This is a genomic window from Agromyces subbeticus DSM 16689, assembly GCF_000421565.1.
GTDB classification, from domain to species: domain Bacteria; phylum Actinomycetota; class Actinomycetes; order Actinomycetales; family Microbacteriaceae; genus Agromyces; species Agromyces subbeticus.
This window is the reverse complement of the sequence record NZ_ATXG01000009.1, coordinates 92440-112933: the sequence shown is the minus strand read 5'-3', so window position 1 is coordinate 112933 and position 20494 is coordinate 92440. Positions and strand designations below refer to the sequence as shown.

Here is a 20494-nt window from a genome sequence, read left to right as displayed (position 1 = left end):
TGGAGAAGCTGCCCGCGGTGACCCCGCGGGCCGACAGGCGATGGAGCCGGCTGCGGGTGCGTCAGATCCGACGTGCACTCGCGCCCAGTGTGGAGGAAGCATGCACGAGCCCGAGACCACCGACGACACGCGTACCGACACCGCTCCGATCCCGTCGCCGGCCGAGGCGCGCACGCGCACCGAGACCGACTCCCTCGGCTCGCTCGAGGTGCCGGCCGACGCGTACTGGGGCGTGCACACGATGCGCGCGCTCGAGAACTTCCCGATCTCCAAGCGACCGATCTCGGTCTATCCCGACCTCATCGTCGCGCTCGCGTCGGTGAAGCAGGCCGCAGCGCGCGCGAACCGAGAGGTCGGCGTGCTCACCGAGCAGAAGGCCGAATGGATCGACGAGGCCTGCCAGCGCATCATCGACGGCGAGCTGCACGAGCAGTTCGTGGTCGGCGTGATCCAGGGCGGCGCGGGCACCTCGACCAACATGAACGCCAACGAGGTCATCGCGAACCTCGCCCTCGAGATCGCCGGCCACCCCAAGGGCAGCTACGACGTGCTGCATCCGATCGACGACGTCAATCGGAGCCAGTCGACGAACGACACCTACCCGACCGCGGTCAAGCTCGCGATGACCTTCTCGCTCACGACGATGCTGCGGGAGCTCGATCTGCTGCGCATCTCGTTCGGACGCAAGGGCCACGAGTTCCACGAGGTGCTGAAGGTCGGGCGCACCCAATTGCAGGACGCAGTGCCGATGACGCTCGGCCAGGAGTTCCACGGCTACGCGACGACGCTCGGCGAAGACCACGAGCGATTGAGCGAGACGATCAAGCTGCTCTCCGAGGTGAACCTCGGCGCGACGGCGATCGGCACCGGCATCACCGCCGACCCCGGATACGCTGCAGCCGCCGTTCGGCATCTGAGCGCGATCACTGGGCTGCGCCTCGAGACAGCGCCCGACCTCATCGAGGCGACGAGCGACACCGGCGTCTTCATGACCTTCTCGAGCGCGCTGAAGCGCAGCGCCATCAAGCTGTCGAAGATCTGCAACGACCTGCGCCTGCTCTCGTCGGGGCCGCAGGCCGGGTTCGGCGAGATCAACCTGCCGCCGAAGCAGGCAGGTTCCAGCATCATGCCGGGCAAGGTGAACCCCGTCATTCCCGAGGCGGTCAGCCAGGTCGCCTACGCGGTGGCCGGGGCGGATGTCACGGTGACGATGGCGGCCGAGAGCGGCCAGTTGCAGCTGAATGCGTTCGAGCCGGTCATCGCGCACTCGCTGCTGCAGTCGATCACGTGGATGCGCCAGGCCTGCTGGACCCTTCGGGTGAACTGCGTCGACGGCATCACGGCCAACGTCGATCGACTCGAGGCGATGGTCGCCTCGAGTGTGGGCGTGATCACCGCACTCATTCCGTTCATCGGCTACACCGAGGCATCCACCCTCGCCAAGCTCGCGTTGAAGACCGGCCGGCCGGTCGCCGACCTCGTCGTCGAGGCCGGGCTGATGAGCCGCGAAGCCGTGATGGCGCAGCTGCAGCCCTCGAAGCTCTCGGGCATCCACCCGATCACGACGGCGATTCCCCTGGTCGACCTGCAGGGCGAGCCCGCGGAGTAGGTGCCGCGAGCTAGACCACGCGGCAGTGCGTGGTGAGCGAGCCGATGCCGCCGATCGAGACGGTGACCGTCGAGCCGTCGCGCAGGAAGACCTGCGGGTTACGCGAGTAGCCGGCGCCGCCCGGGCTGCCGGTTGAGATGAGCGTGCCGGCCGGGATCGTCGCCGAGCGCGAGAGATACGAGATGATCTCGGCCACCCCGCGCACCATCTCGCCCGTCGACGCGTCTTGCAGAATTCGGCCGTCGAGGTTCGTGGTCAGCCACAGGTCTTGCGGGTCGGCGATCTCGTCGGCCGTCACGACGACCGGGCCCGTCGGGGTGAAGCCGTCGAACGACTTGCATCGCGACCACTGCGCCTCGCTGAATTGCAGGTCGCGGGCCGTGATGTCGTTGACGACGGTGTAGCCCCACACGTAGTCGAGCGCGTCGCGCACGTGCACGCCGCGAGCCGGGCGACCGATGATGACGCCGAGTTCGGCCTCGTAGTCGACCTGCGTGGTGAGGTCGTCGGGCCAGGTCGTCGTGGCGCCATGACCGCTGAGCGAGTTCGGCCAGAGCGAGAAGATCGTCATGGCCGTCTCGGAGCGGAGCTTCAGCTCCGAGGCGTGCGCCGCGTAGTTCGCCCCGATCGCGATGACCTGCGCCGGACGCAGCACGGCCGACGAGTGCCGGAGGTCGGCCACCGGGGTAGTCTCGGCGCCGGCGTCGATCGCGCGGTCGACGATCTCGCGCACCTCGGCGAGCCCGTCTGCCCCTCGCTCGATGAGGTCCTGCAGATCGCGCGGAGGCTGCTGCATGTGGTCATCGAGGAAGATCGCGTGCTCGGCGATCACCGCCGCGAGTCGAGGGGTGGACTGGCCTTCGACTCTCAGGTGCGCGAACTTCACCTCTTCAGGCTATCGGGCCGCCGCGCGATCTCGCTGTGCACGATGTACAACGAAGCTCGCTCCAGGCACCGCCGCGTCGACAAACGGGCCGGCGCGGTCGGCGCTACTTCGCGGCCGGACGCAGCCGCAATTCCTGCATGCCGCCGTCGACCGCGAGTGAGACCCCGGTGGTCGACCCCGAGATGGGACTCGCGAGATAGGCGACCGCACCGGCCACCTCGTCGGCGGAGACGAGACGGCCGTGCGGCTGGCGTGCCTCGAGAGCGGCGCGCTCGGCGGCCGGGTCGGCAGCGGAATCGAGCAGCCTGCCGATCCACGGAGTGTCGGCGGTGCCGGGGTTGACGGCGTTGACCCGGATGCCTTCGCGCAAGTGGTCGGCGGCCATCGCCCGGGTGAGCGCGGCGACCGCGCCCTTGCTCGCGGAGTACAGCGCGCGCTCGGGGAGGCCGGCCGTCGCCGCGATCGAGGCGGTGTTGACGATCGCCGCTGACGGGGAGTGACGGAGGTAGGGCAACGCCGCTCGGGCCACCCGCACCATGCCGAGCACGTTGATGTCGAAGACCCGGTGCCACTCGGCATCGGGGTTCGATTCGATCGTGCCCTGGGCGCCGATGCCGGCATTGTTCACGACGATGTCGATGCGCCCGAGTTCGGTCGCGACCCGCTCGACGCCGGCGCGTACGCTTTCGTCGTCGGCCACGTCGACCGCGACCGCCAGGTCGGCGTGCGCCGCGGCATCCGGTTGCAGATCGAAGACGGCGACCCGGGCGCCGCCCTGCTGGAGTCGTGCCGCGATGGCGTCGCCGATTCCGGATGCTCCGCCGGTGACGATCGCGACGAGGCCGCTGAATTCGCTGCTCATGAGGTGTCCTTTCGGGTCAGGCGGAGACGTAGTTCTGACGCTGGCGCCCGAGACCGTCGATCTCGAGCTCGACGACGTCGCCGGCGGAGAGGTACGGGAACCGGCCCGACAACGCCACGCCCTCTGGGGTGCCGGTGAGCACGAGATCCCCGGGCTCGAGCGTGAGGTACTGGCTGAGCGTCCAGACGATCGTGTCGATGTCGAAGATGAGGTCGCTCGTGCGCGAGTCCTGTCGCGGCTCGCCGTTGACGAAGCTCCGCAGCCGCACGTCGTCGGCGTCGAGCTCGTCGTCGGTCGAGAGCCACGGGCCGATCGGGCAGAACCCGGGCGCGCTCTTGCCCTTCGACCATTGGCCGCCCGACACGGCGATCTGCCAGTCGCGCTCGGAGAGGTCGTTCACCACGACGTAACCTGCGATGTGCGCCCGCGCCTCGGCGGGGGAGTCGAGGTAGCTCGCACGCGCCCCGATCACGATGCCGAGTTCGACCTCCCAATCGGTCTTCTCGCTGCCGCGGGGGATCGCGACGTCGTCGTACGGGCCCACCACCGTGTTCGGGGCCTTCATGAACATGACGATCTGCTTCGGCGGCTCGGAGCCCGATTCTGCTGCATGCGCCGCGTAATTCATGCCGACGCAGTAGACGGCCGACGGCCGGGCGATCGGAGCGCCGATGCGCAGGTTCGCGGCCCCCGGCACTTCGGGCAGCTCCCCGGCGGCGCCGGCGGCGCGGGCACGTTGGATGCCATCGCCGCTCAGGAAGGCGCCGTCGATGTCGTCGGTGATCGCCCGCAGGTCGAGCGCGCGATCGCGGTCGAGGAGAACGGGGATCTCTGTGCCGACGTTGCCGAGCCGGGCGAATCTCATGCTGGTCCTCTCCATCGGGTCTGCGCCGCAGGAACATCTGAACTCTGGCTGGGGCGCAGGCGGAATCAGACAGATTCTTGCACATCTGGCCGCGGTTGACACAAGAGACATCGGATGTTTATGCTCGGGATGCCACGAAAGGACCTCATGAGCATCATCGTCAGCGTTGATACCCGGGACATCCGCTTCCCCACCTCCCTCGAACTCGACGGGTCGGACGCGATGAACCCCGACCCCGACTACTCGGCGGCGTACCTCACGATCCGCACCGATGCGAATGACGGTCTCGAAGGTCACGCGTTCGTCTTCACGATCGGCCGTGGCAACGACGTCGAGGTGGCGGCCCTCGACGCCCTTCGCGCACACCTGCTCGGCCATGACGTCGAAGCGCTGCTCGACGACATGGGCGCGGCCTGGCGATTGCTCGCCCACGATTCGCAGCTGCGCTGGCTCGGCCCCGAGAAGGGCGTCATGCACATGGCGATCGGTGCCGCGATCAACGCGCTCTGGGACCTCAAGGCCAAGCGCGCCGGGCTGCCGTTGTGGCGCCTGCTCGCCGAGCTCTCTCCCGAGCAGCTCGTCGCTCTCGTCGACTTCCGCTACCTCAGCGACGCGATCACCCCCGCCGAAGCCCTGCAGATGTTCCGCGCTGCCGAGCCCGGCCGTGCCGAGCGCACGGCCGAGCTCCTCGAGATCGGCTACCCCGCGTACACGACCACACCGGGCTGGCTCGGCTACTCCGACGAGAAGCTCGATCGGCTCTGCCGTGAAGCGGTCGCCGAGGGGTATCCGCAGATCAAGCTCAAGGTCGGCGCCGATCTCGCCGACGACATCCGTCGTCTCGGCATCGCTCGCGCCGCCGTCGGCGACGGGTTCCCGATCGCCATCGACGCGAACCAGCGGTGGGACGTCGATGCGGCGATCGAATGGGTCAAGGCGCTCGCCGAGTTCGACGTGGAGTGGATCGAAGAGCCCACGAGCCCCGACGACATCCTCGGTCATGCGGCGATCGCCCGCGGAGTCGCACCGATCAAGGTGGCGACCGGCGAGCACGTGCAGAACCGCATCGTCTTCAAGCAACTCCTCCAGGCCGGCGGTATGGACGTCATGCAGATCGATGCCACACGTGTGGGCGGCGTCAACGAGAACATCGCCAACCTGCTGCTCGCCGCCAGGTTCGGCGTGCCCGTCTGCCCGCACGCGGGCGGCGTCGGGCTCTGCGAAGCCGTGCAGCATCTCTCGATGTTCGACTACGTCGCGCTTTCGGGCACGATGGAAGGGCGCATGATCGAATTCGTCGACCACCTCCACGAGCACTTCGTGACGCCGGCCGTCGTGCGCCGCGGCCGCTACGTCACGCCCACCGCGCCGGGCGCAGGCACCGAGATGTACGCGGCATCCATCGACGAGTACACCTGGCGCGGCGCGCACGTCGGCGAGGTGTCGGCATGACGGCAGACGTCACCACCGCCGAGCGGCTCGGGCCGCTCGGCTACGGCGCGGCCTCGGTCGGCAACCTCTACCGCGAGGTGAGTGATGCACAGTCGCATGCCGCGCTCGCCTCGGCGTGGGACGGCGGCATCCGCTACTTCGACACCGCGCCGCACTACGGGCTCGGCCTCTCCGAGGAGCGCCTCGGGGCCTTCCTCGCCGACAAGCCGCGCGAGGAATTCGTGATCTCGACCAAGGTGGGCCGGCTCCTCGACCCGAATCCCGACTTCGCGGGCGGCGACGACCTGGCCTTCGACTTCGCGGTGCCGGACCGCACGGTGCGACGCTTCGATCCGAGCGAGGCAGGCATCCGCCGGAGCATCGAAGATTCGCTCGAGCGACTGCGGCTCGACCGCATCGATATCGCGTATCTGCACGACCCGGATGCGTACGACCTCGATCGCGGGATCGACGAGGGGCTGCCCGCGCTTGCGAAGCTGCGCGACGAAGGCATCGTCGGTGCCATCGGCATCGGCACCAACGACGCGGATGCCGCGGCACGCGCCGTGCACGAGGGCGAACTCGACCTCGTGATGATCGCCGGGCGCTACACGCTGCTCGAGCAGCCGGCGCTCGCGGAACTGCTGCCGCTCTGCGAAGCCCGGGGTGTTGGTGTGGTCGCCGCCGCCGTCTTCAACTCGGGCCTGCTCGCCACCGACCAGCCCGCCGCGAACGGCCGGTACAACTACGGCGCAGTGCCGCCGGAGGTGCTGGCCCGCGCGACGAGACTCGCCGACGTCTGCCGCGCCGAGGGCGTCGACCTTCCGGTTGCAGCGCTGCAGTATCCGCTGCGGCATCCCGCCGTGCGATCGGTCGTCGTCGGATCGGCTCGCCCGGCCGACATCGCCGAGAACGTCGCCCGCATCCACGCGTCGCTGCCCGACGGCCTCTGGTCTCGACTGCACGAAACGGGGCTCATCCCGTGACCGGCGCCATCCGCACGATCGACGCGCACCTGCACCTGTGGGATCGCGCCGTGAGCGACTACGCGTGGATCACGCCGGAGCTCGGTGCGCTCGATGCGGACTTCGGGCCGGCCCAGGCGCGGGCGGAGCTCGACGCCGCCGGGATCGACGCCGCGATTCTCGTGCAGGCCGAGGACTCGCTCGCCGATACTCGTTTCATGCTCGACGTCGCCGCCCGCCACGACTGGGTGGCGGGTGTTGTCGGCTGGGTCCCGCTCGACGATCGCGCAGCCGCGTTCGCCGCGCTCGACCTGCTCGACGGCGAACCCGCGCTCCGCGGCATCCGTCATCTCGTGCACGACGACCCGCGGAGCGACTTCCTCGACCTGCCCGAGGTGCGTGCCTCGCTCGCCGAGGTCGCGCATCGCGGGCTCGCCTTCGATGTGCCCGACGCGTGGCCGCGTCATCTTCGTGCCGCGGGCGATCTCGCCCGGGCGATCCCGCAGCTCACCGTGGTGATCGACCACTTCGCGAAGCCGCCCGTCGGTCGTGACGACTTCGATGCCTGGCGCACCGAACTCGAATCGGTCGCGGCGCTGCCGAACACCGTTGCGAAGTTCTCGGGGCTGCACCTTCCGGGCGTTCCGTTCGACGCCGAGACGATCGGGCGGCTCTGGGAGCTCGGGCTCGACGCATTCGGGCCCGATCGGTTGATGTACGGCGGCGACTGGCCGATGTCGATACCGCACGGTGGCTACCAGCCGACGTGGGCGGTCATGAGCGGATGCATCGACGTACTCGCTCCCGAGGAGCGCGCCGCGGTCCTCGGCGGCACCGCGGAGCGCGTGTACTCGGTCGGAGGGATCTGATGTTTTCGGTACTTTGAAGACAATTCAGCAACAATTTCGAGCAATACCGGACGAAACATCGGATGAGTAGTACACTCATCCCGAAATCTCAAGGAAGAGAGGCGCACGTGCTGAGTGGCATCCACCCGATCCTCGGCGGCCAGTTGCTGGCCGCGCTCGATCGGCTCGGTCACGGCGACGAACTCGTCGTCGCCGACGCGAACTTTCCGGCGCACCGCGTCGGCGCACTCGTCATCGAGGCGCCCGCCCTCGCGGCCGCCGAGGTCGTCGGTGCGATCCGCACTGTTCTTCCGCTCGACGCCCATGAAGGACCTTCGGTGCTGCTCATGGCTGCCGAACACGGAGTGCGGTCGGCGGTGCAGCACGAACTCATCGCAGCAGCCGACACCACCGCCGATCGGGTCGAGCAGCTCGAGAGATTCGCGTTCTACGACCGGGCGACCGCTGCGCAACTCGTCGTTCGCACGGGCGAGCTGCGACCCTACGGCAACGTCGTGCTCCGCAAGGGCGTCGTGAACGAGTACACGCCGACGGGAGCAGCACGATGAGCGCCGTCGAGGCCGCCACGTCGCTGCTCGACATCGAGGGGGTCAGCAAGGGGTTCCCCGGCGTGCAGGCCCTCGCCGATGTGCAACTCGAACTGCGACACGGCGAGGTGCTCGCGCTCGTGGGCGAGAACGGGGCCGGCAAGTCGACGCTGATGAAGCTGCTCGCCGGCATCTACACCCCCGACGCCGGCATCTTCCGCCTGAACGGCGAAGAACTCGTGATCGAGGGCCCTCGGCACGCGCAGGAACTCGGCATCTCGATCATCCACCAGGAGTTCAACCTCATGTCCGACCTCACGGTCGCGCAGAACATCTTCATCGGCCGCGAGCGCCGAACCGGCGGCATCTTCCTCGATGAGCGCGCGCTCAATCGCCGCGCTCAAGACCTCTTCGACCGGCTCGGGCTCGCGCTCGACCCGTCGGAACCCGTCGAGCGCCTGACCGTCGCGCGTCAGCAGATGGTGGAGATCGCCAAGGCGCTCTCGTTCGACGCGAAGGTGCTCATCATGGACGAACCGACGGCCGCCCTGAACGACACCGAGGTCGACGTGCTGTTCGAGCTGATCCGCCGCTTCCGCACACCGGAAACCGGCGTCATCTACATCTCGCACCGCATGGAGGAACTCGCACGCATCTCCGATCGCATCACGGTGCTTCGCGACGGCCGATACGTCGGCACGCGAATCACGGCCGAGACGGAACCGCGCGAGATCATCTCGCTGATGGTGGGTCGCGAGATCGTCGGCGAACAGCGCCCTGCATCGGCGGCGGCGAGCGGGGAGCCCGTGCTCTCGGTGCGCGGCCTGACGACGCGAAACCTGCTGCGCGATGTCGGCTTCGACGTGCGGGCCGGCGAGATCCTCGGCTTCGCCGGGCTCATGGGGGCCGGCCGCACCGAGGTCGCCCGCGCGATCGTCGGCGCCGATCGCATCGAATCGGGCGAGATCCTCGTGCACGGGCGGGCGGTGAACATCTCGAACCCCGCCGAGGCGGCCCGTCACGGCATCGGCTATCTCTCAGAGGACCGGAAGCAGCTCGGCGTGCTGCTCGAGCGCAGCGTGCGGGAGAACATCGTGCTGGCCTCGCTGCGCGACTACGTCTCGGGCCTCGGATTCGTGAACGGCTCGCGCATCGAGGCGACCGGTCGCGAGTACGTCGAGAAGCTCCGCATCAAGACGCCATCGACCGCGCAGTTGGTCAAGAACCTCTCCGGCGGCAACCAGCAGAAGGTCGTCATCGCGAAATGGCTCGCGAAGGACTGCGAGGTGCTCATCTTCGATGAACCGACCCGCGGCATCGACGTCGGGGCGAAAGAGGAGATCTACACACTGCTCCGACAGCTCGCCGACCAGGGCAAGGCGATCATCATGATCTCCTCCGAACTGCCCGAGGTGCTCCGGCTCGCCGACCGCATCGCGGTCATGGCCGAGGGTCGACTCACCGCGATGCTCGACAACGCCGAGGCCACGCAGGAGAACCTCATGGACTACGCCACCCGATTCAGCAGCGAAGGAACGATCGCACGATGACCCCGACGACAACGCAACCGCCTGCACCGAACCCGTCGACGACGGCATTCGCCGCGGTCGAGGCCGGTGCACCTCGCCTCGCCTGGCTGCGCGGCTCGCTGCAGCAACTGCTCGCCTTCGCGAGCCTCATCGTGATCGTTGCGGCCTTCTCCTTCGCGAGTCCGCACTTCTTCACGACGAACAACCTCGTCTCGATCCTCACCGCCGCCACGGTCACGGGCATCCTGGCACTCGGCACCACGTTCGTCATCATCACCGGAGGCATCGACCTCTCCATCGGCACCGGCATGGTGCTCTGCGGCGTGATGGCCGGGGTGTTCCTCACCTATCTCGGCTGGCCGATCTGGGCGGGCGTCGCTGCCACGATCCTCTTCGGCGGGCTCATCGGGCTCATCAACGGCGTCAACATCTCGGTGTTCGGCATTCCGCCGTTCATCGCGACGCTCGGCATGATGCTGATCTCGGCTGGACTCTCACTCGTGATCTCGGGCACGAAGCCGATCTACTTCAACGACACTCCCGAGTTCCAGTCGATCATGAACCTTTCGATCATCCCCGGCGTGCGGTTCCCGCTCGGCGTCGCGATCTTCATCGTCATGATCGTGGTCGCGGCCGTGCTGCTCTCGAAGACGATCATCGGGCGCTACACCTTCTCGATCGGCTCGAACGAGGCGGCGACCGCTCTCTCGGGCGTCAATGTGCGGCGCTGGAAAATCCTCATCTACACCCTCGCCGGTCTCTTCGTGGGCCTCGCCGGGGTGCTGAGCGCTTCACGTCTCTCGTCAGCCCAGCCCACCGGCGGCATGGGCCTCGAGCTCGAGGCGATCGCCGCGGTCGTCATCGGCGGCACCTCGCTGCAGGGCGGCAAGGGATCGATCATCGGCACCGTCATCGGCGCGCTCATCATGGCCGTGCTGACGAACGGCCTCCGAATCATCTCCGTTCCGCAGGAATGGCAGTCGGTCGCCGTCGGCGTCGTCATCCTCGTCGCCGTCTACCTCGACATGCTTCGACGTCGCCGATCGTGAGCGGCCGGCTCGCGGTCTCCAGTTCGTGCACCACTTCCACCCGTTCCACCACGAGTACCCACAACACCAAGGAGTGACCATGTTCAAGAAGCGAACGATGGGCGTCATCGTCGGCGCCGTTGCCGCAGCCCTCGTGCTCGCCGGCTGCGCGAGCGACGGCGGAGGCTCGGAGACGGGCGCAGAGGGCGGCGACAAGCCGTACATCGCGCTCGTCTCGAAGGGCTTCCAACACCAGTTCTGGCAGGCCGTGAAGTCGGGCGCCGAGCAGGCGGCAGAGGAGTTCGGCGTCGAGATCACGTTCGAGGGTCCCGATACCGAGGCCGACGTCGACCAGCAGATCCAGCAGCTGCAGACGGCGCTCGACAAGAGCCCCGCTGCGATCGGGTTCGCAGCCCTCGACAGTCAGGCCGCCGGCCCGCTGCTGCAGCAGGCAAAGGACTCGAACATCCCGGTCATCGCGTTCGACTCCGGGGTCGACAGCGACATCCCGCTGACGACCGCCGCGACCGACAACCTCGCTGCCGCCGCTGAGGCGGCCAAGCACATGGCCGATGCAGTCGGGCACGAGGGCAAGGTCGCCCTCGTCGTGCACGACCAGACGTCGGTGACCGGCCAGGAGCGTCGCGACGGCTTCGTCGGCTACATGGAGGAGAACGAGCCGGGAATCGAGATCGTCGACATCCAGTACGGCGGCGGCGACCAGGCGAAGTCCGCGGACCTCGCGAAGGCGATCCTCGCCGCGAACCCCGACCTGAAGGGCATCTACGGCTCGAACGAGGGCTCCGCGATCGGCGTCGTGCAAGCCGTCAAGGAACTCGGCATCGACCCGGCGCAACTGGCCGTCGTCGGATTCGACTCCGGTGAGGCGCAGATGGACGCGATCCGCGACGGCCTCATGATCGGCGCGATCACGCAGAACCCGGTCGGCATCGGCTACGAGACGGTGAAGGCGGCGGTCGAGGCGCTCGACGGCAAGAAGCTGCCGAAGACCATCGACACGGGCTACTACTGGTACGACGCGTCGAACATCGACGACGAAGAGATCCAGGCCGTCCTCTACGAGTAAGCGCCGGATGTAGCGGGGGCGTCGGCTTCGGCCGGCGCCCCCTTCGTCGTGGTCGAGCTCGTCGTGTTCGAGCCTGTTGTGTTCAGCTCGTCGGGCTCAGAGCGCGGAGCGCAGCCACTGCTCGACGCCGCTGACGTGCACGACGGTGAGCGCCGATGCGAGATCGCCGTCGCCCGCGGCGATCGCGTCGAGGATCGCGTGATGCTCGGAGAGCGTGCGTTCGACCGCGTTCTCCTGCGTGATGCCACGCCAGATGCGGGCACGCACCGTGTGGCTCGAGAGCGAGTCGATGAGGCTCGCCAGATAGGCGTTGCCCGCGGCTTCGGCGATGCCGCGATGGAACTCGAGATCGTGCTCGACGAGTGCTTCGACCCCCGCGGCGTGGTCGACGCTCGCGACGATCTCACGCAGTCGGTCGACGTCGTCGGGGCCGGCGTTGCGCGTCGCGAGGGCGGTCGCTGCGGGTTCGAGAATGCGTCGCACCGCGAAGATCTCGAGCACCGAGTGGTCGTCGTGGAGGTCGACGACGAACGACATCGCCTCGAGCAACAGACGCGGTTCGAGGCTCGTGACGTACGTGCCATCGCCGCGGCGCACGTCGAGCACCCGAATCACCTCGAGTGCCTTGACCGCTTCGCGAAGCGACGAGCGCGACAGGCCGAGCCGTTCGCTGAGCTCCTTCTCAGGAGGCAGCCGATCGCCAGGGGCGAGTTCGCCCGCGATGATCATCTCTTTGATGCGCAGGATCGCTTCGTCGGTGACGGCCATACGGTGATCGTAGCGCGAGCCGGGCGAGACATCAGATCTTTGTGCCCGCGGCGCGCCAGAGATGCATCGAGGCGTAGCTGCGCCACGGTGCCCAGCGTCCGCTCATAGCCTGGAGATCGGCCGGCGACGACGCGAGCCCGAGATTCGCGGCGCCGTTGCGCAGCGCCAGGTCGCCGGTGAGCAGCACGTCGGGAGCCCGGGTGACGCGCATGGCCACGTAGCCGGCGGTCCACGGGCCGATGCCGGGAACGCCGAGCAGTTCGGCCTGCAGTTCGTGCCGTTCGCACTCGGGTGCCACGATGAGCGCGCCGGAGGCGAGCCGGGTCGCGACGTCGACGATCGTGCGCACGCGCGCAGCCGGACCCCTGACCACGGCGTGCCCGTGCTCGGCGATGGTCGCCGCGGTCGGGAACAGTACTGTGGGGGCGCCATCGGTGTGCGGTGGCACTCGTTCACCGAGTTCGGCAGCGAGCCTGGCGAGCGCCGTGCGTGCCGCCTTGACCGAGATCTGTTGGCCGATCAGCGCGCGGAAGACGAGTTCGTGCGGATCGAGGCATCCTGGCACCCGGATGCCGGGAGTCTCGGCGACGGATGCCGCGAGCGCCGGGTCGCGGGCGAGCAGCGCGTCGATGGCCACCGCATCGGCGTCGAGATCGAAGAGCCGGCGCACCCGGGCGACGAGCGGCGGAAGGTCGGCGAGCGTCGCGAGCCGCGCCTCGACCTCGATGGCCGGCGCGGTGGAGTCTCCCGCTGAGGAGAAGGCGACGACGGCAGGCCCGCCGGGGAGGCGGAGGGTGCGCTCGTAACGGTCGTCACCGGCACGTTCGACGCCATCGAGTGCCCTGGCTGCCAGCCAGGCGAAGACGCCCGCCGCGTCGAACGGCGCGCGTGCGGGAAGCCGGAGGCGCACCACGCCGCTCTCGACCGTCTGGTCGAGCGGTGCGACCCCGGGGGCGCCCGATGACGCCGAGGGTGCCGGGCCACGCTCGCGCCCTCGTGCCGCGGCGCGGAGCTCGAGCGGACTGCGCTCGTAGACCTCGCGGATCGTGTCGTTGAACTGCCGAATGCTGCCGAAGCCGGACGCGAAGGCCACGTCTGCCGCGGGAAGCCTCGTCGAGGTGAGCAGCGCGCGTGCGGTCTGAGCGCGGTGCGCGCGAGCGAGTGCGAGCGGGCCGGCACCGAGCTCGGCCGTGAGCACCCGGGTGAGGTGCCGCGATGTGTAGCCGAGTCGAGCCGCGAGCCCGGGAACGCCCTCGCGCTCGACGACGCCGTCGGCGATGAGGCGCATGGCCCTGGCGGCGAGATCGTCGCGCAGATCCCACTGGGGGGAGCCGGGCACAGCGTCTGGCAGGCACCGCTTGCAAGCGCGGAGGCCTGCCTCGTGGGCCGCAGCCGCAGTGAGGTAGAAGCTGACGTTCTTCGGCTTCGGGGCGACAGCCGGGCAGCTCGGCCGGCAGTAGATGCCAGTCGAGTGCACGCCCGTGATGAACTGCCCGTCGAAGCGGGCGTCTCGCGCCTGCATCGCCCGGTATCGCTCGGCGAACAGGGGGTCGTCGAGCGGCTCGATCGCGAGTCGGCGGTTCGTCGTGGTGCTCGTCATGGCACCAGCCTTGCACGCCGCACCGACATCGACCGGCGGAAATCGGACACCAGCGGGTTCGCCATAGGGTGGAGGAATGCCGCACGCCGTCGTGTCCCTCCTGCAAGACGCCCTCGGGGCCGCCGTGTCCACTGCCGACGTGGATCTCGAAGCGAGTCGTGAAGACCGATCGGGCTGGCGCAGCGCCACCCCGCCGATCGCCGTCGTGCACGCGACATCCGTCGCCGAAGTGCAGCAGACCATGCGCATCGCCCACGCGACAGGCACACCCGTGGTGCCGAGAGGCGCCGGGACCGGCCTCGCCGGAGGGGCGATCGCGAGCACGGGAGCCATCGTGCTCGACCTGTCGCGCATGAACCGGGTGCTCGAGGTCTCCGAGGCCGACGAACTCGCCGTCGTCGAGCCGGGCGTACTCAACGGCGACCTGAACGACGCGCTCGCCGCTCGCGGGCTCTGGTTCGCACCGGATCCCGCGAGCCGCGCCATCTCGTCGATCGGGGGCAACATCGCGACCAACGCCGGCGGTCTGCTCTGCGCGAAGTACGGGGTGACGCGAGAGGCCGTGCTCGGCCTCGCGGTCGTGCTCGCCGATGGCCGGCTGCTGCGCACCGGGCGCCGAACGGTGAAGGGCGTCACGGGCTACGACCTCACCGCGCTGTTCACCGGTTCCGAGGGAACCCTCGGTGTCATCGTCGAGGCGACGGTGCGACTGCGACCCATCACCGCGGGCGAGATCGTGACCGTGGCAGCGGTGTTCCCCGACGTCGAGACCGCCGCCGCGGCATCCGCTGCCGTCACCGCCGCTCGCCTGCGGCCCGCGGTGCTCGAACTCATCGACGCCGTGGCGCTCGCCAGGGTCGCGCGCTTTCTCGGACCGGCCGAACTCGCCGGCACCCCGCTCGAGACCGTCACCCGCGCCGAGACGTTCCTGCTCGCCCAGAGTGACGGAGCCGGCGCCGCCGACGAGGCGGCGGAGATCGCACGCCTGTTCGCTGCCTCGGGTGGCCGGGTCACGCTCTCGACGGATGCCGCGACCGGCGACCGCCTGCTCGGCATCCGCCGGGCGATGCACCCCGCGCTCGCCGCGTCGGGGCAGGTGCTCATCGAAGACGTGGCCGTGCCGCGCTCGCGCCTGCCCGAGATGTTCCGCGCCATCGAGGAGATCGGCCGCCGCCACGGCATCGAGATCCCGACGATCGCGCACGCGGGCGACGGCAACCTGCATCCGAACTTCGTCTACACGGGCGATGAGGTGCCCGCGCACGTGTGGGCCGCCGCCGACGAGATGTTCCGCACCGCGGTCGCACTCGGCGGCACGCTGACGGGAGAGCACGGGGTCGGGGTGCTGAAGCGACGGTGGCTCGCCGACGAGCTCGGCGACGACTCGTTCGAGCTGCAGCGCGGCATCAAGGCGCTCTTCGACCCGACCGGCATCCTGAATCCCGGGGTCATGTTCGAGCCGCCGCTGCCGCCTGCTCGATAGGCTGCCCGGGTGACCTCCGTGGCCCCAGAACCCGCCCAGAATCCGTCGCCGGCACCGCCGATCTGGACCGCGCCTCCGAAGACCCGCGGCGGCGGCCTCGTGTTCGCGATCATCGGCATCGTGGTCGGCGGCCTGATCGGCCTGCTCGTCATCGCCTACATCGCGATCAGCCTCGGCCTGCCCACGCTCGCGATCGGCTCGCTCCTCGCGCTCGTGCCGCTCGCGCTCGTGCTGCTCGCCGTTCGCTGGATCGACCGGTGGGAGCCCGAGCCGCGCTGGGCACTCTGGTTCGCATTCCTCTGGGGCGCAGCCGTCTCGGTGGCCGTCGCGCTCATCGTCGACCTCGGAGTGCAGCTCGCGCTGGTCTATGCCGAGCCCGGCGGTGCCCGCGACGAGGCGATGCAGGCCGTCGTGCAGGCGCCGATCGTCGAGGAGCTCGCGAAAGGCGTCGGAGTGCTCCTGGTCTTCGCCTTCTCGCGATCGCACTTCGATGGCCCGGTCGACGGCATCGTCTACGCCGCGACGGTCGCGGCGGGGTTCGCGTTCACCGAGAACGTGCTGTACTTCGGTGCCGCGCTCGCCGAGGGAGGTGCCGCATCGCTCGGCGCGACCTTCGTGGTGCGCGGGCTGTTCTCGCCGTTCGCGCACGTGCTGTTCACCGTGTGCACCGGGCTCGCGATCGGCATCGGCGCCCGGCGCGGCGGGGGAGCGGGGGTCATCGGATGGTTCCTGCTCGGGCTGCTCGGCGCGGTGCTGCTGCACGGGCTCTGGAACGGATCGCTGACGTTCGCCGACGACGCCATCGGGCTCTACTTCACGGTGCAGGTGCCCATCTTCATCGGTGCGGTGCTGCTGACGTTCTTCCTCCGCAGGCAAGAGGTGAGGGTGACCCGCCGGCGCCTCGCCGAATACGGCGCCGCGGGCTGGTTCAGCCCGGCCGAGGTCGAGATGCTCGCGACGCCGGGCGGGCGACGCCAGGCGCGCGCGTGGGCGCGGTCGCAGACTCCACCGCGCACGGGCGCGATGAAGAAGCTGATCACGGCGGCCACGCACCTCGCCTTCACGAGGCAGCGCATCGCGACCGGACTTGCGGGGGAGCGCGTCTTCGCCGACGAGCAGACGCTGCTCGCAACCGTCGTCGAAGAACGCCGAGTGCTCGTCAGCTGACCGCTGCGCGCATCGGGCACGCATCACGCGCGCTGCAGGCCGCGTGCCAGCGCAAAGAAACTCGCCGCCCTGTGGTGTGGCACTGCCGACATCTCTACCAGGCGACGAGTTCTCGAATTCCAGAGTGCATCCTGTTCGCAGTCAGCGCAAGAGGGTGGTGGACGGTTGTCCGCGATTGCGAGTGAGTCAGGAACCTGTTTGGCTGGAGACATGACCGATACGAACAGCAAGCCCGAGATCGACGCGCCCGACGGCCCGGCTCCCACCGAGCTCGTGATCGAAGACATCGTCGTGGGTGACGGCGCCGAGGCGCAGCCCGGCTCGACGGTCGACGTGCACTACCTCGGCGTCGAGTACGACAGCGGCGAGGAGTTCGACTCCTCGTGGAGCCGCAACCAGTCGATCAACTTCCCGCTCCGGTCGCTCATCAGCGGCTGGCAAGAGGGCATCCCCGGCATGAAGGTCGGCGGCCGACGCAAGCTCACCGTTCCGCCGCAGCAGGCCTACGGCCCAGCCGGCGGTGGGCACCAGCTCTCGGGCAAGACCCTCATCTTCGTGATCGACCTGCTCGGCGTGAGCTGAGACGGGCCGACGCATTCTCCGAAGGCCGGTGGGCATCTGCTCGCCGGCCTTCGTCGCGCCTGCGGGCTTGGCGGCCGCCCCGGCTACGCTGATCTGACCCGCCCCTCGACCCGAGGACACGATGACGTGACCGATCGCCTCCTGCGTTTCTTCCTGCCGTACCTCCTGCTCTCACTGCTCCACCTGGTGCTGCTGCACACGGGCCCGGGCCAGGCGATCACGCTCTCCAAGGCGCTCCTGATGCCCGCGCTCGTGTTCGCGGTGATCGCGGCGCTCCGACCGATGCGAACGCCGACGCCGTGGTGGCTCATCGCCGCGATCGTGGCCTCCTGGGCGGGCGACGTGCTGTTGTCGTTCCCGGGGTTCTTCGTGCCCGGGCTCCTCGGCTTCCTCGTGGCGCATCTCGCGTACGTCGTGCTGTTCCTGAAGCTGCCGGCTCCAGCCGGTCGCACACGCCTGCCGATGTGGACGCTCGTGTACGTCGGCTGGTACGGCGTCTTCCTGGCCCTGCTGGCCCCGCACCTCGGCGCGCTGCTCATGCCGGTGGCACTCTACGGCGCCGTGCTTGGGCTCGTGGGCGCGCTCGCGGGCGGGCGGGGTGGTCTCATCGCCCTCGGCGGGGCGCTCTTCGTGGTCTCCGATTCGGTGCTCGCGCTCGGCCGGTTCCTGCCGGGCTACGAGTTCGCGCTGCACGACCTCGTGGTGATGCTCAGCTACCTCGCGGCGCAGGGCCTCATCGCGTGGGGCGTCGTGTCGGCGCTGCGCGCTCGGGCTCCGTTCGGTCCTGCACGAGGTCGACGAGCTTCCGCCACGGCCCCGTGAGCTGGCGCTCGGCGAGGGTCGCATCATGGGCGCGCGACGCCGGCGCCGAGTCCTGCAGTTCGCACCGGATGCGGTAGACGAACCGATCGGGCTCGGGCGGCAGGGGCGGTGGCTCGCTCCACGGGATCTGCTCGATCAGCACGTACCAGTCGTCGGAGTCGGGCTGGTCGTCGACACGCACGTGCCAAGTCAGGCGCAAGCCCGCGAGGCCGCCCGAGCGCGACACGATGACGTCCATGGTCGTGATGGTACTCCCGTGCGCCTGCCTGCCGACAGCGGACTGGCGCCGCCGCGTGCACGACCTGCCGGCGCGCTCAGGCTTCGGGCGCGGGCAGTTCGATGCCGACCGCAGCCCAGCCGCGGGCGATCGCGCGCTCCTCGCCGCTGTCGGCACCGTAGCGCTCGCGCGCCGAGCGCACGGTCTCGGCGGCGAAGCGATCGAAGTCGGCGTCGATCGGCAGTCGCCCCGAGGTGAGCACGTCGTACCAGACGCGCCCCACGTGCTCCCACGCGAAGCCGCCGAGCTCGACGGCGGCGAGGGCGAAGGCGCGGTTCGGAATGCCCGAGTTCAGGTGCACGCCACCGTTGTCGTCGCTCGTCTCGATGTAATCGCGCATGTGACCGGGCTGCGGATCGCGACCGAGCACGTCATCGTCGTAGGCCGTGCCCGGTTCGAGCATCGATCGCAGCGCGCGGCCCTGCACCTGATCTGTGAAGATGCCCTCGCCGATGAGCCAGCTCGCCGCGCCCGCGTCTTGACCGAGCGAGTACTGCTCGACGAGCGCGCCGAAGGCGTCGGAAACGTGCTCGTTGAGCGCACCCGACTGACCCTGGTACCGCAGCTTCGCCGTGTGCTCGGTGACGCCGTGGGCGAGTTCGTGGCCGATGACGCTCAGCGAATCGGTGAATCCCCGGAAAATCTCGCCGTCGCCGTCGCCGAAGACCATTCGCTCGCCGTCCCAGAAGGCGTTGTCGTAGCGGTCGCCGAAGTGCACGGTCGCCTCGAGCGGCATGCCGGCGCCGTCGATCGAGTCGCGGCCGAAGACCCGGTCGAACATGCGGTGCGTGTCGCCGAGCCCGTCGTAGGCGTCGTCGACGGCGTCGTCGCCCGTGGCGCGCTCGCCTTCTCGGCGCACGAGTCGCCCAGGGAGCGACTCCCGGCCCTCGGCATCGGAGATGCGACGATCGGGCGACGACGGCACGTCGGGAAGCAGGCTCGGAAGGTCGTGCAACGGCTCGATGCCGAGTCGCGCGGGAGGCTCGCGCAGCAGCGCTCGCCTCGCCGCCTCGGCGGCGAGGGGAAACCGCGGACCGGCCGCGTGGGCGATGCGGTCGAGCAGGTAGGGAGGCACGATCTGCTGCATGGCTCGATGCTCGCATCAGCCGGCGACATCCGCGAGGCGCCGCGCCCGGATGCGCTCGCACGCAGCGGCGACATCCGCGAGGCGCCGCGCACGGACGCGCTCGCACGCAGCGGCGACATCCGCGAGGCGCCGCGCACGTAGGCTTGACACGTGACCTCCGCTCCGCTCCTCGGCCTCCTGCTCGACGTCGACGGCCCCATCGCGAGCCCCGTGACGCGATCGATCGCCATTCCGTCGATCGCGCGCGACCTCGCGGCGCTCGCGAATGCCGGCAACCCCGTCATCTTCAACACAGGTCGATCCGATGCCTTCATCGCCGAGCAGGTCGTGCCGCCCCTCCTCGCCGCAGGACTCGAGCCCGGTGCCCCGGTCTGGGCGATCTGCGAGAAGGGCGCTGTCTGGGCCGAGATCGATCGCGACGGACTCGGCGAGGTCTTCGTCGACCTCGAACTCGCGATGCCCGCGGACTTCGCCGCCGACATGCGCGCCTACGTCGCGGCGCACTTCGACGACTTCGCCTTCTTCGATGAGACCAAGCGAGCGATGGTCTCGGTCGAGCAGCACGTGCACGTGGCATCCGCCGACTACCTCGAGGCCCAGCCGCGCTTCGATGCGCACGCCCACGAGTCGCTCGCAGGCCGCGGATTCGGCACCGTGCGCGAGCGCGATGAACGACCGGATGCCGCGGGTCGCGTGCACTGGCGCATCGATCCGACCATCATCTCGACCGACGTCGAGTCGGTGCGTCTCGGCAAGGACCTCGGCGCCGAGCGCGCCGTCGCGCTGCTCGCCGAACGAGGCATCCGCCCGCAGCACTGGCGCACGATGGGCGATTCCCGCGGCGACTACCGCATGGCCGACTGGCTGCATGAGCGCGGCGAGCACGTGCGGCACGTCGACGTGCGGCCGGCCGAGGGCATCCCGGCCACGGGGTATCCGGTGCTCACCGCCGGCGATCTCATCCACGACGAGGCCGGCGCCGTCTTCCTCGCCCGATGGGCAGAGGCTGCGCGTCGCGGCGAACTCGGCGACGACGAATAGGCGGCGAGC

21 protein-coding genes are annotated in these 20494 nt (G+C 69.4%); 14 read left to right on the top strand and 7 right to left on the bottom strand.

The window, feature by feature from the left end; all coding sequences use genetic code 11:
• Positions 1-100: 100 nt before the first annotated feature.
• On the top strand, positions 101-1609 hold the full coding sequence (locus tag H521_RS0113295; RefSeq protein ID WP_022893522.1) for an aspartate ammonia-lyase: 1509 nt from the start codon (positions 101-103) through the stop codon (positions 1607-1609).
• 10 nt (positions 1610-1619) lie between these two features.
• Here the strand turns inward: H521_RS0113295 and H521_RS0113290 are convergent, their stop codons facing one another.
• The 3 genes from H521_RS0113290 to H521_RS0113280 all read right to left on the bottom strand — a co-directional run bounded on the left by H521_RS0113290 (position 1620) and on the right by H521_RS0113280 (position 4222).
• Positions 1620-2495 (bottom strand): fumarylacetoacetate hydrolase family protein, encoded by an 876-nt coding sequence (locus H521_RS0113290; RefSeq protein WP_022893521.1) that lies wholly within the window; start codon positions 2493-2495, stop codon positions 1620-1622.
• 103 nt (positions 2496-2598) lie between these two features.
• A complete protein-coding gene (locus H521_RS0113285) occupies positions 2599-3357 on the bottom strand; it encodes an SDR family NAD(P)-dependent oxidoreductase (protein WP_022893520.1) in 759 nt (252 codons plus the stop codon).
• Between the two features lie 16 nt (positions 3358-3373).
• Entirely contained in the window at positions 3374-4222 is an 849-nt protein-coding gene (locus H521_RS0113280) for a fumarylacetoacetate hydrolase family protein (protein ID WP_022893519.1), read from the bottom strand.
• A gap of 147 nt (positions 4223-4369) precedes the next feature.
• On the opposite strand from H521_RS0113280, the gene H521_RS0113275 reads away from it, so the two are divergent.
• The 7 genes from H521_RS0113275 to H521_RS0113245 all read left to right on the top strand — a co-directional run bounded on the left by H521_RS0113275 (position 4370) and on the right by H521_RS0113245 (position 11658).
• Entirely contained in the window at positions 4370-5674 is a 1305-nt protein-coding gene (locus tag H521_RS0113275; RefSeq protein WP_022893518.1) for an L-fuconate dehydratase, read from the top strand.
• Complete coding sequence (locus H521_RS23295; RefSeq protein WP_022893517.1) at positions 5671-6639, top strand: aldo/keto reductase; 969 nt, start codon at positions 5671-5673, stop codon at positions 6637-6639. The genes H521_RS0113275 and H521_RS23295 overlap by 4 nt, the downstream gene beginning before the upstream one ends.
• Positions 6636-7487 (top strand): amidohydrolase family protein, encoded by an 852-nt coding sequence (locus tag H521_RS0113265; protein ID WP_022893516.1) that lies wholly within the window; start codon positions 6636-6638, stop codon positions 7485-7487. Before H521_RS23295 ends, H521_RS0113265 begins: the two co-directional genes overlap by 4 nt.
• A gap of 62 nt (positions 7488-7549) precedes the next feature.
• On the top strand, positions 7550-8035 hold the full coding sequence (locus H521_RS0113260; protein ID WP_245560991.1) for an RbsD/FucU family protein: 486 nt from the start codon (positions 7550-7552) through the stop codon (positions 8033-8035).
• Positions 8032-9564 (top strand): sugar ABC transporter ATP-binding protein, encoded by a 1533-nt coding sequence (locus H521_RS0113255; protein ID WP_022893514.1) that lies wholly within the window; start codon positions 8032-8034, stop codon positions 9562-9564. The genes H521_RS0113260 and H521_RS0113255 overlap by 4 nt, the downstream gene beginning before the upstream one ends.
• Positions 9561-10592 carry an ABC transporter permease gene (locus H521_RS0113250; RefSeq protein WP_022893513.1) on the top strand — a complete coding sequence of 344 codons (1032 nt, stop codon included), beginning with the start codon at positions 9561-9563 and terminating at the stop codon, positions 10590-10592. Before H521_RS0113255 ends, H521_RS0113250 begins: the two co-directional genes overlap by 4 nt.
• A 79-nt stretch (positions 10593-10671) precedes the next feature.
• Positions 10672-11658 (top strand): ABC transporter substrate-binding protein, encoded by a 987-nt coding sequence (locus H521_RS0113245; protein WP_022893512.1) that lies wholly within the window; start codon positions 10672-10674, stop codon positions 11656-11658.
• Between the two features lie 96 nt (positions 11659-11754).
• Here H521_RS0113245 and H521_RS0113240 read toward each other — a convergent pair whose 3' ends face one another.
• Positions 11755-12426 (bottom strand): FadR/GntR family transcriptional regulator, encoded by a 672-nt coding sequence (locus H521_RS0113240; protein ID WP_022893511.1) that lies wholly within the window; start codon positions 12424-12426, stop codon positions 11755-11757.
• 31 nt (positions 12427-12457) lie between these two features.
• The gene (locus H521_RS0113235; RefSeq protein ID WP_022893510.1) at positions 12458-14026 is read right to left on the bottom strand and encodes a DNA-3-methyladenine glycosylase 2 family protein; all 1569 of its coding nucleotides are present in this window, start codon (positions 14024-14026) and stop codon (positions 12458-12460) included.
• 76 nt (positions 14027-14102) lie between these two features.
• Between H521_RS0113235 and H521_RS0113230 the strand changes: the two genes are divergently transcribed.
• The 4 genes from H521_RS0113230 to H521_RS23280 all read left to right on the top strand — a co-directional run bounded on the left by H521_RS0113230 (position 14103) and on the right by H521_RS23280 (position 18080).
• Positions 14103-15509: an FAD-binding oxidoreductase gene (locus tag H521_RS0113230; RefSeq protein WP_022893509.1), complete on the top strand. Its 1407-nt coding sequence runs from the start codon at positions 14103-14105 to the stop codon at positions 15507-15509.
• Positions 15510-15518: 9 nt separating this feature from the next.
• On the top strand, positions 15519-16676 hold the full coding sequence (locus H521_RS23290; RefSeq protein WP_022893508.1) for a PrsW family intramembrane metalloprotease: 1158 nt from the start codon (positions 15519-15521) through the stop codon (positions 16674-16676).
• Positions 16677-16886: 210 nt separating this feature from the next.
• Positions 16887-17258 (top strand): FKBP-type peptidyl-prolyl cis-trans isomerase, encoded by a 372-nt coding sequence (locus H521_RS0113220; protein ID WP_022893507.1) that lies wholly within the window; start codon positions 16887-16889, stop codon positions 17256-17258.
• Positions 17259-17384: 126 nt separating this feature from the next.
• On the top strand, positions 17385-18080 hold the full coding sequence (locus H521_RS23280; protein ID WP_022893506.1) for a lysoplasmalogenase: 696 nt from the start codon (positions 17385-17387) through the stop codon (positions 18078-18080).
• Here the strand turns inward: H521_RS23280 and H521_RS25525 are convergent.
• Positions 17992-18318, bottom strand: a complete 327-nt coding sequence (locus H521_RS25525; RefSeq protein WP_022893505.1) for a protealysin inhibitor emfourin — start codon at positions 18316-18318, stop codon at positions 17992-17994. The genes H521_RS23280 and H521_RS25525 overlap by 89 nt on opposite strands.
• 76 nt (positions 18319-18394) lie before the next feature.
• Positions 18395-19444: a M4 family metallopeptidase gene (locus tag H521_RS0113205; protein WP_022893504.1), complete on the bottom strand. Its 1050-nt coding sequence runs from the start codon at positions 19442-19444 to the stop codon at positions 18395-18397.
• A 6-nt stretch (positions 19445-19450) separates the two neighbouring features.
• Here H521_RS0113205 and H521_RS26595 point away from each other — a divergent pair, with 6 nt between their 5' ends.
• Both H521_RS26595 and H521_RS0113195 read left to right on the top strand, forming a co-directional pair.
• Positions 19451-19585 (top strand): hypothetical protein, encoded by a 135-nt coding sequence (locus H521_RS26595; protein WP_022893503.1) that lies wholly within the window; start codon positions 19451-19453, stop codon positions 19583-19585.
• Positions 19586-19594: 9 nt separating this feature from the next.
• Positions 19595-20485 carry a hypothetical protein gene (locus H521_RS0113195; protein ID WP_022893502.1) on the top strand — a complete coding sequence of 297 codons (891 nt, stop codon included), beginning with the start codon at positions 19595-19597 and terminating at the stop codon, positions 20483-20485.
• Positions 20486-20494 lie beyond the last annotated feature (9 nt).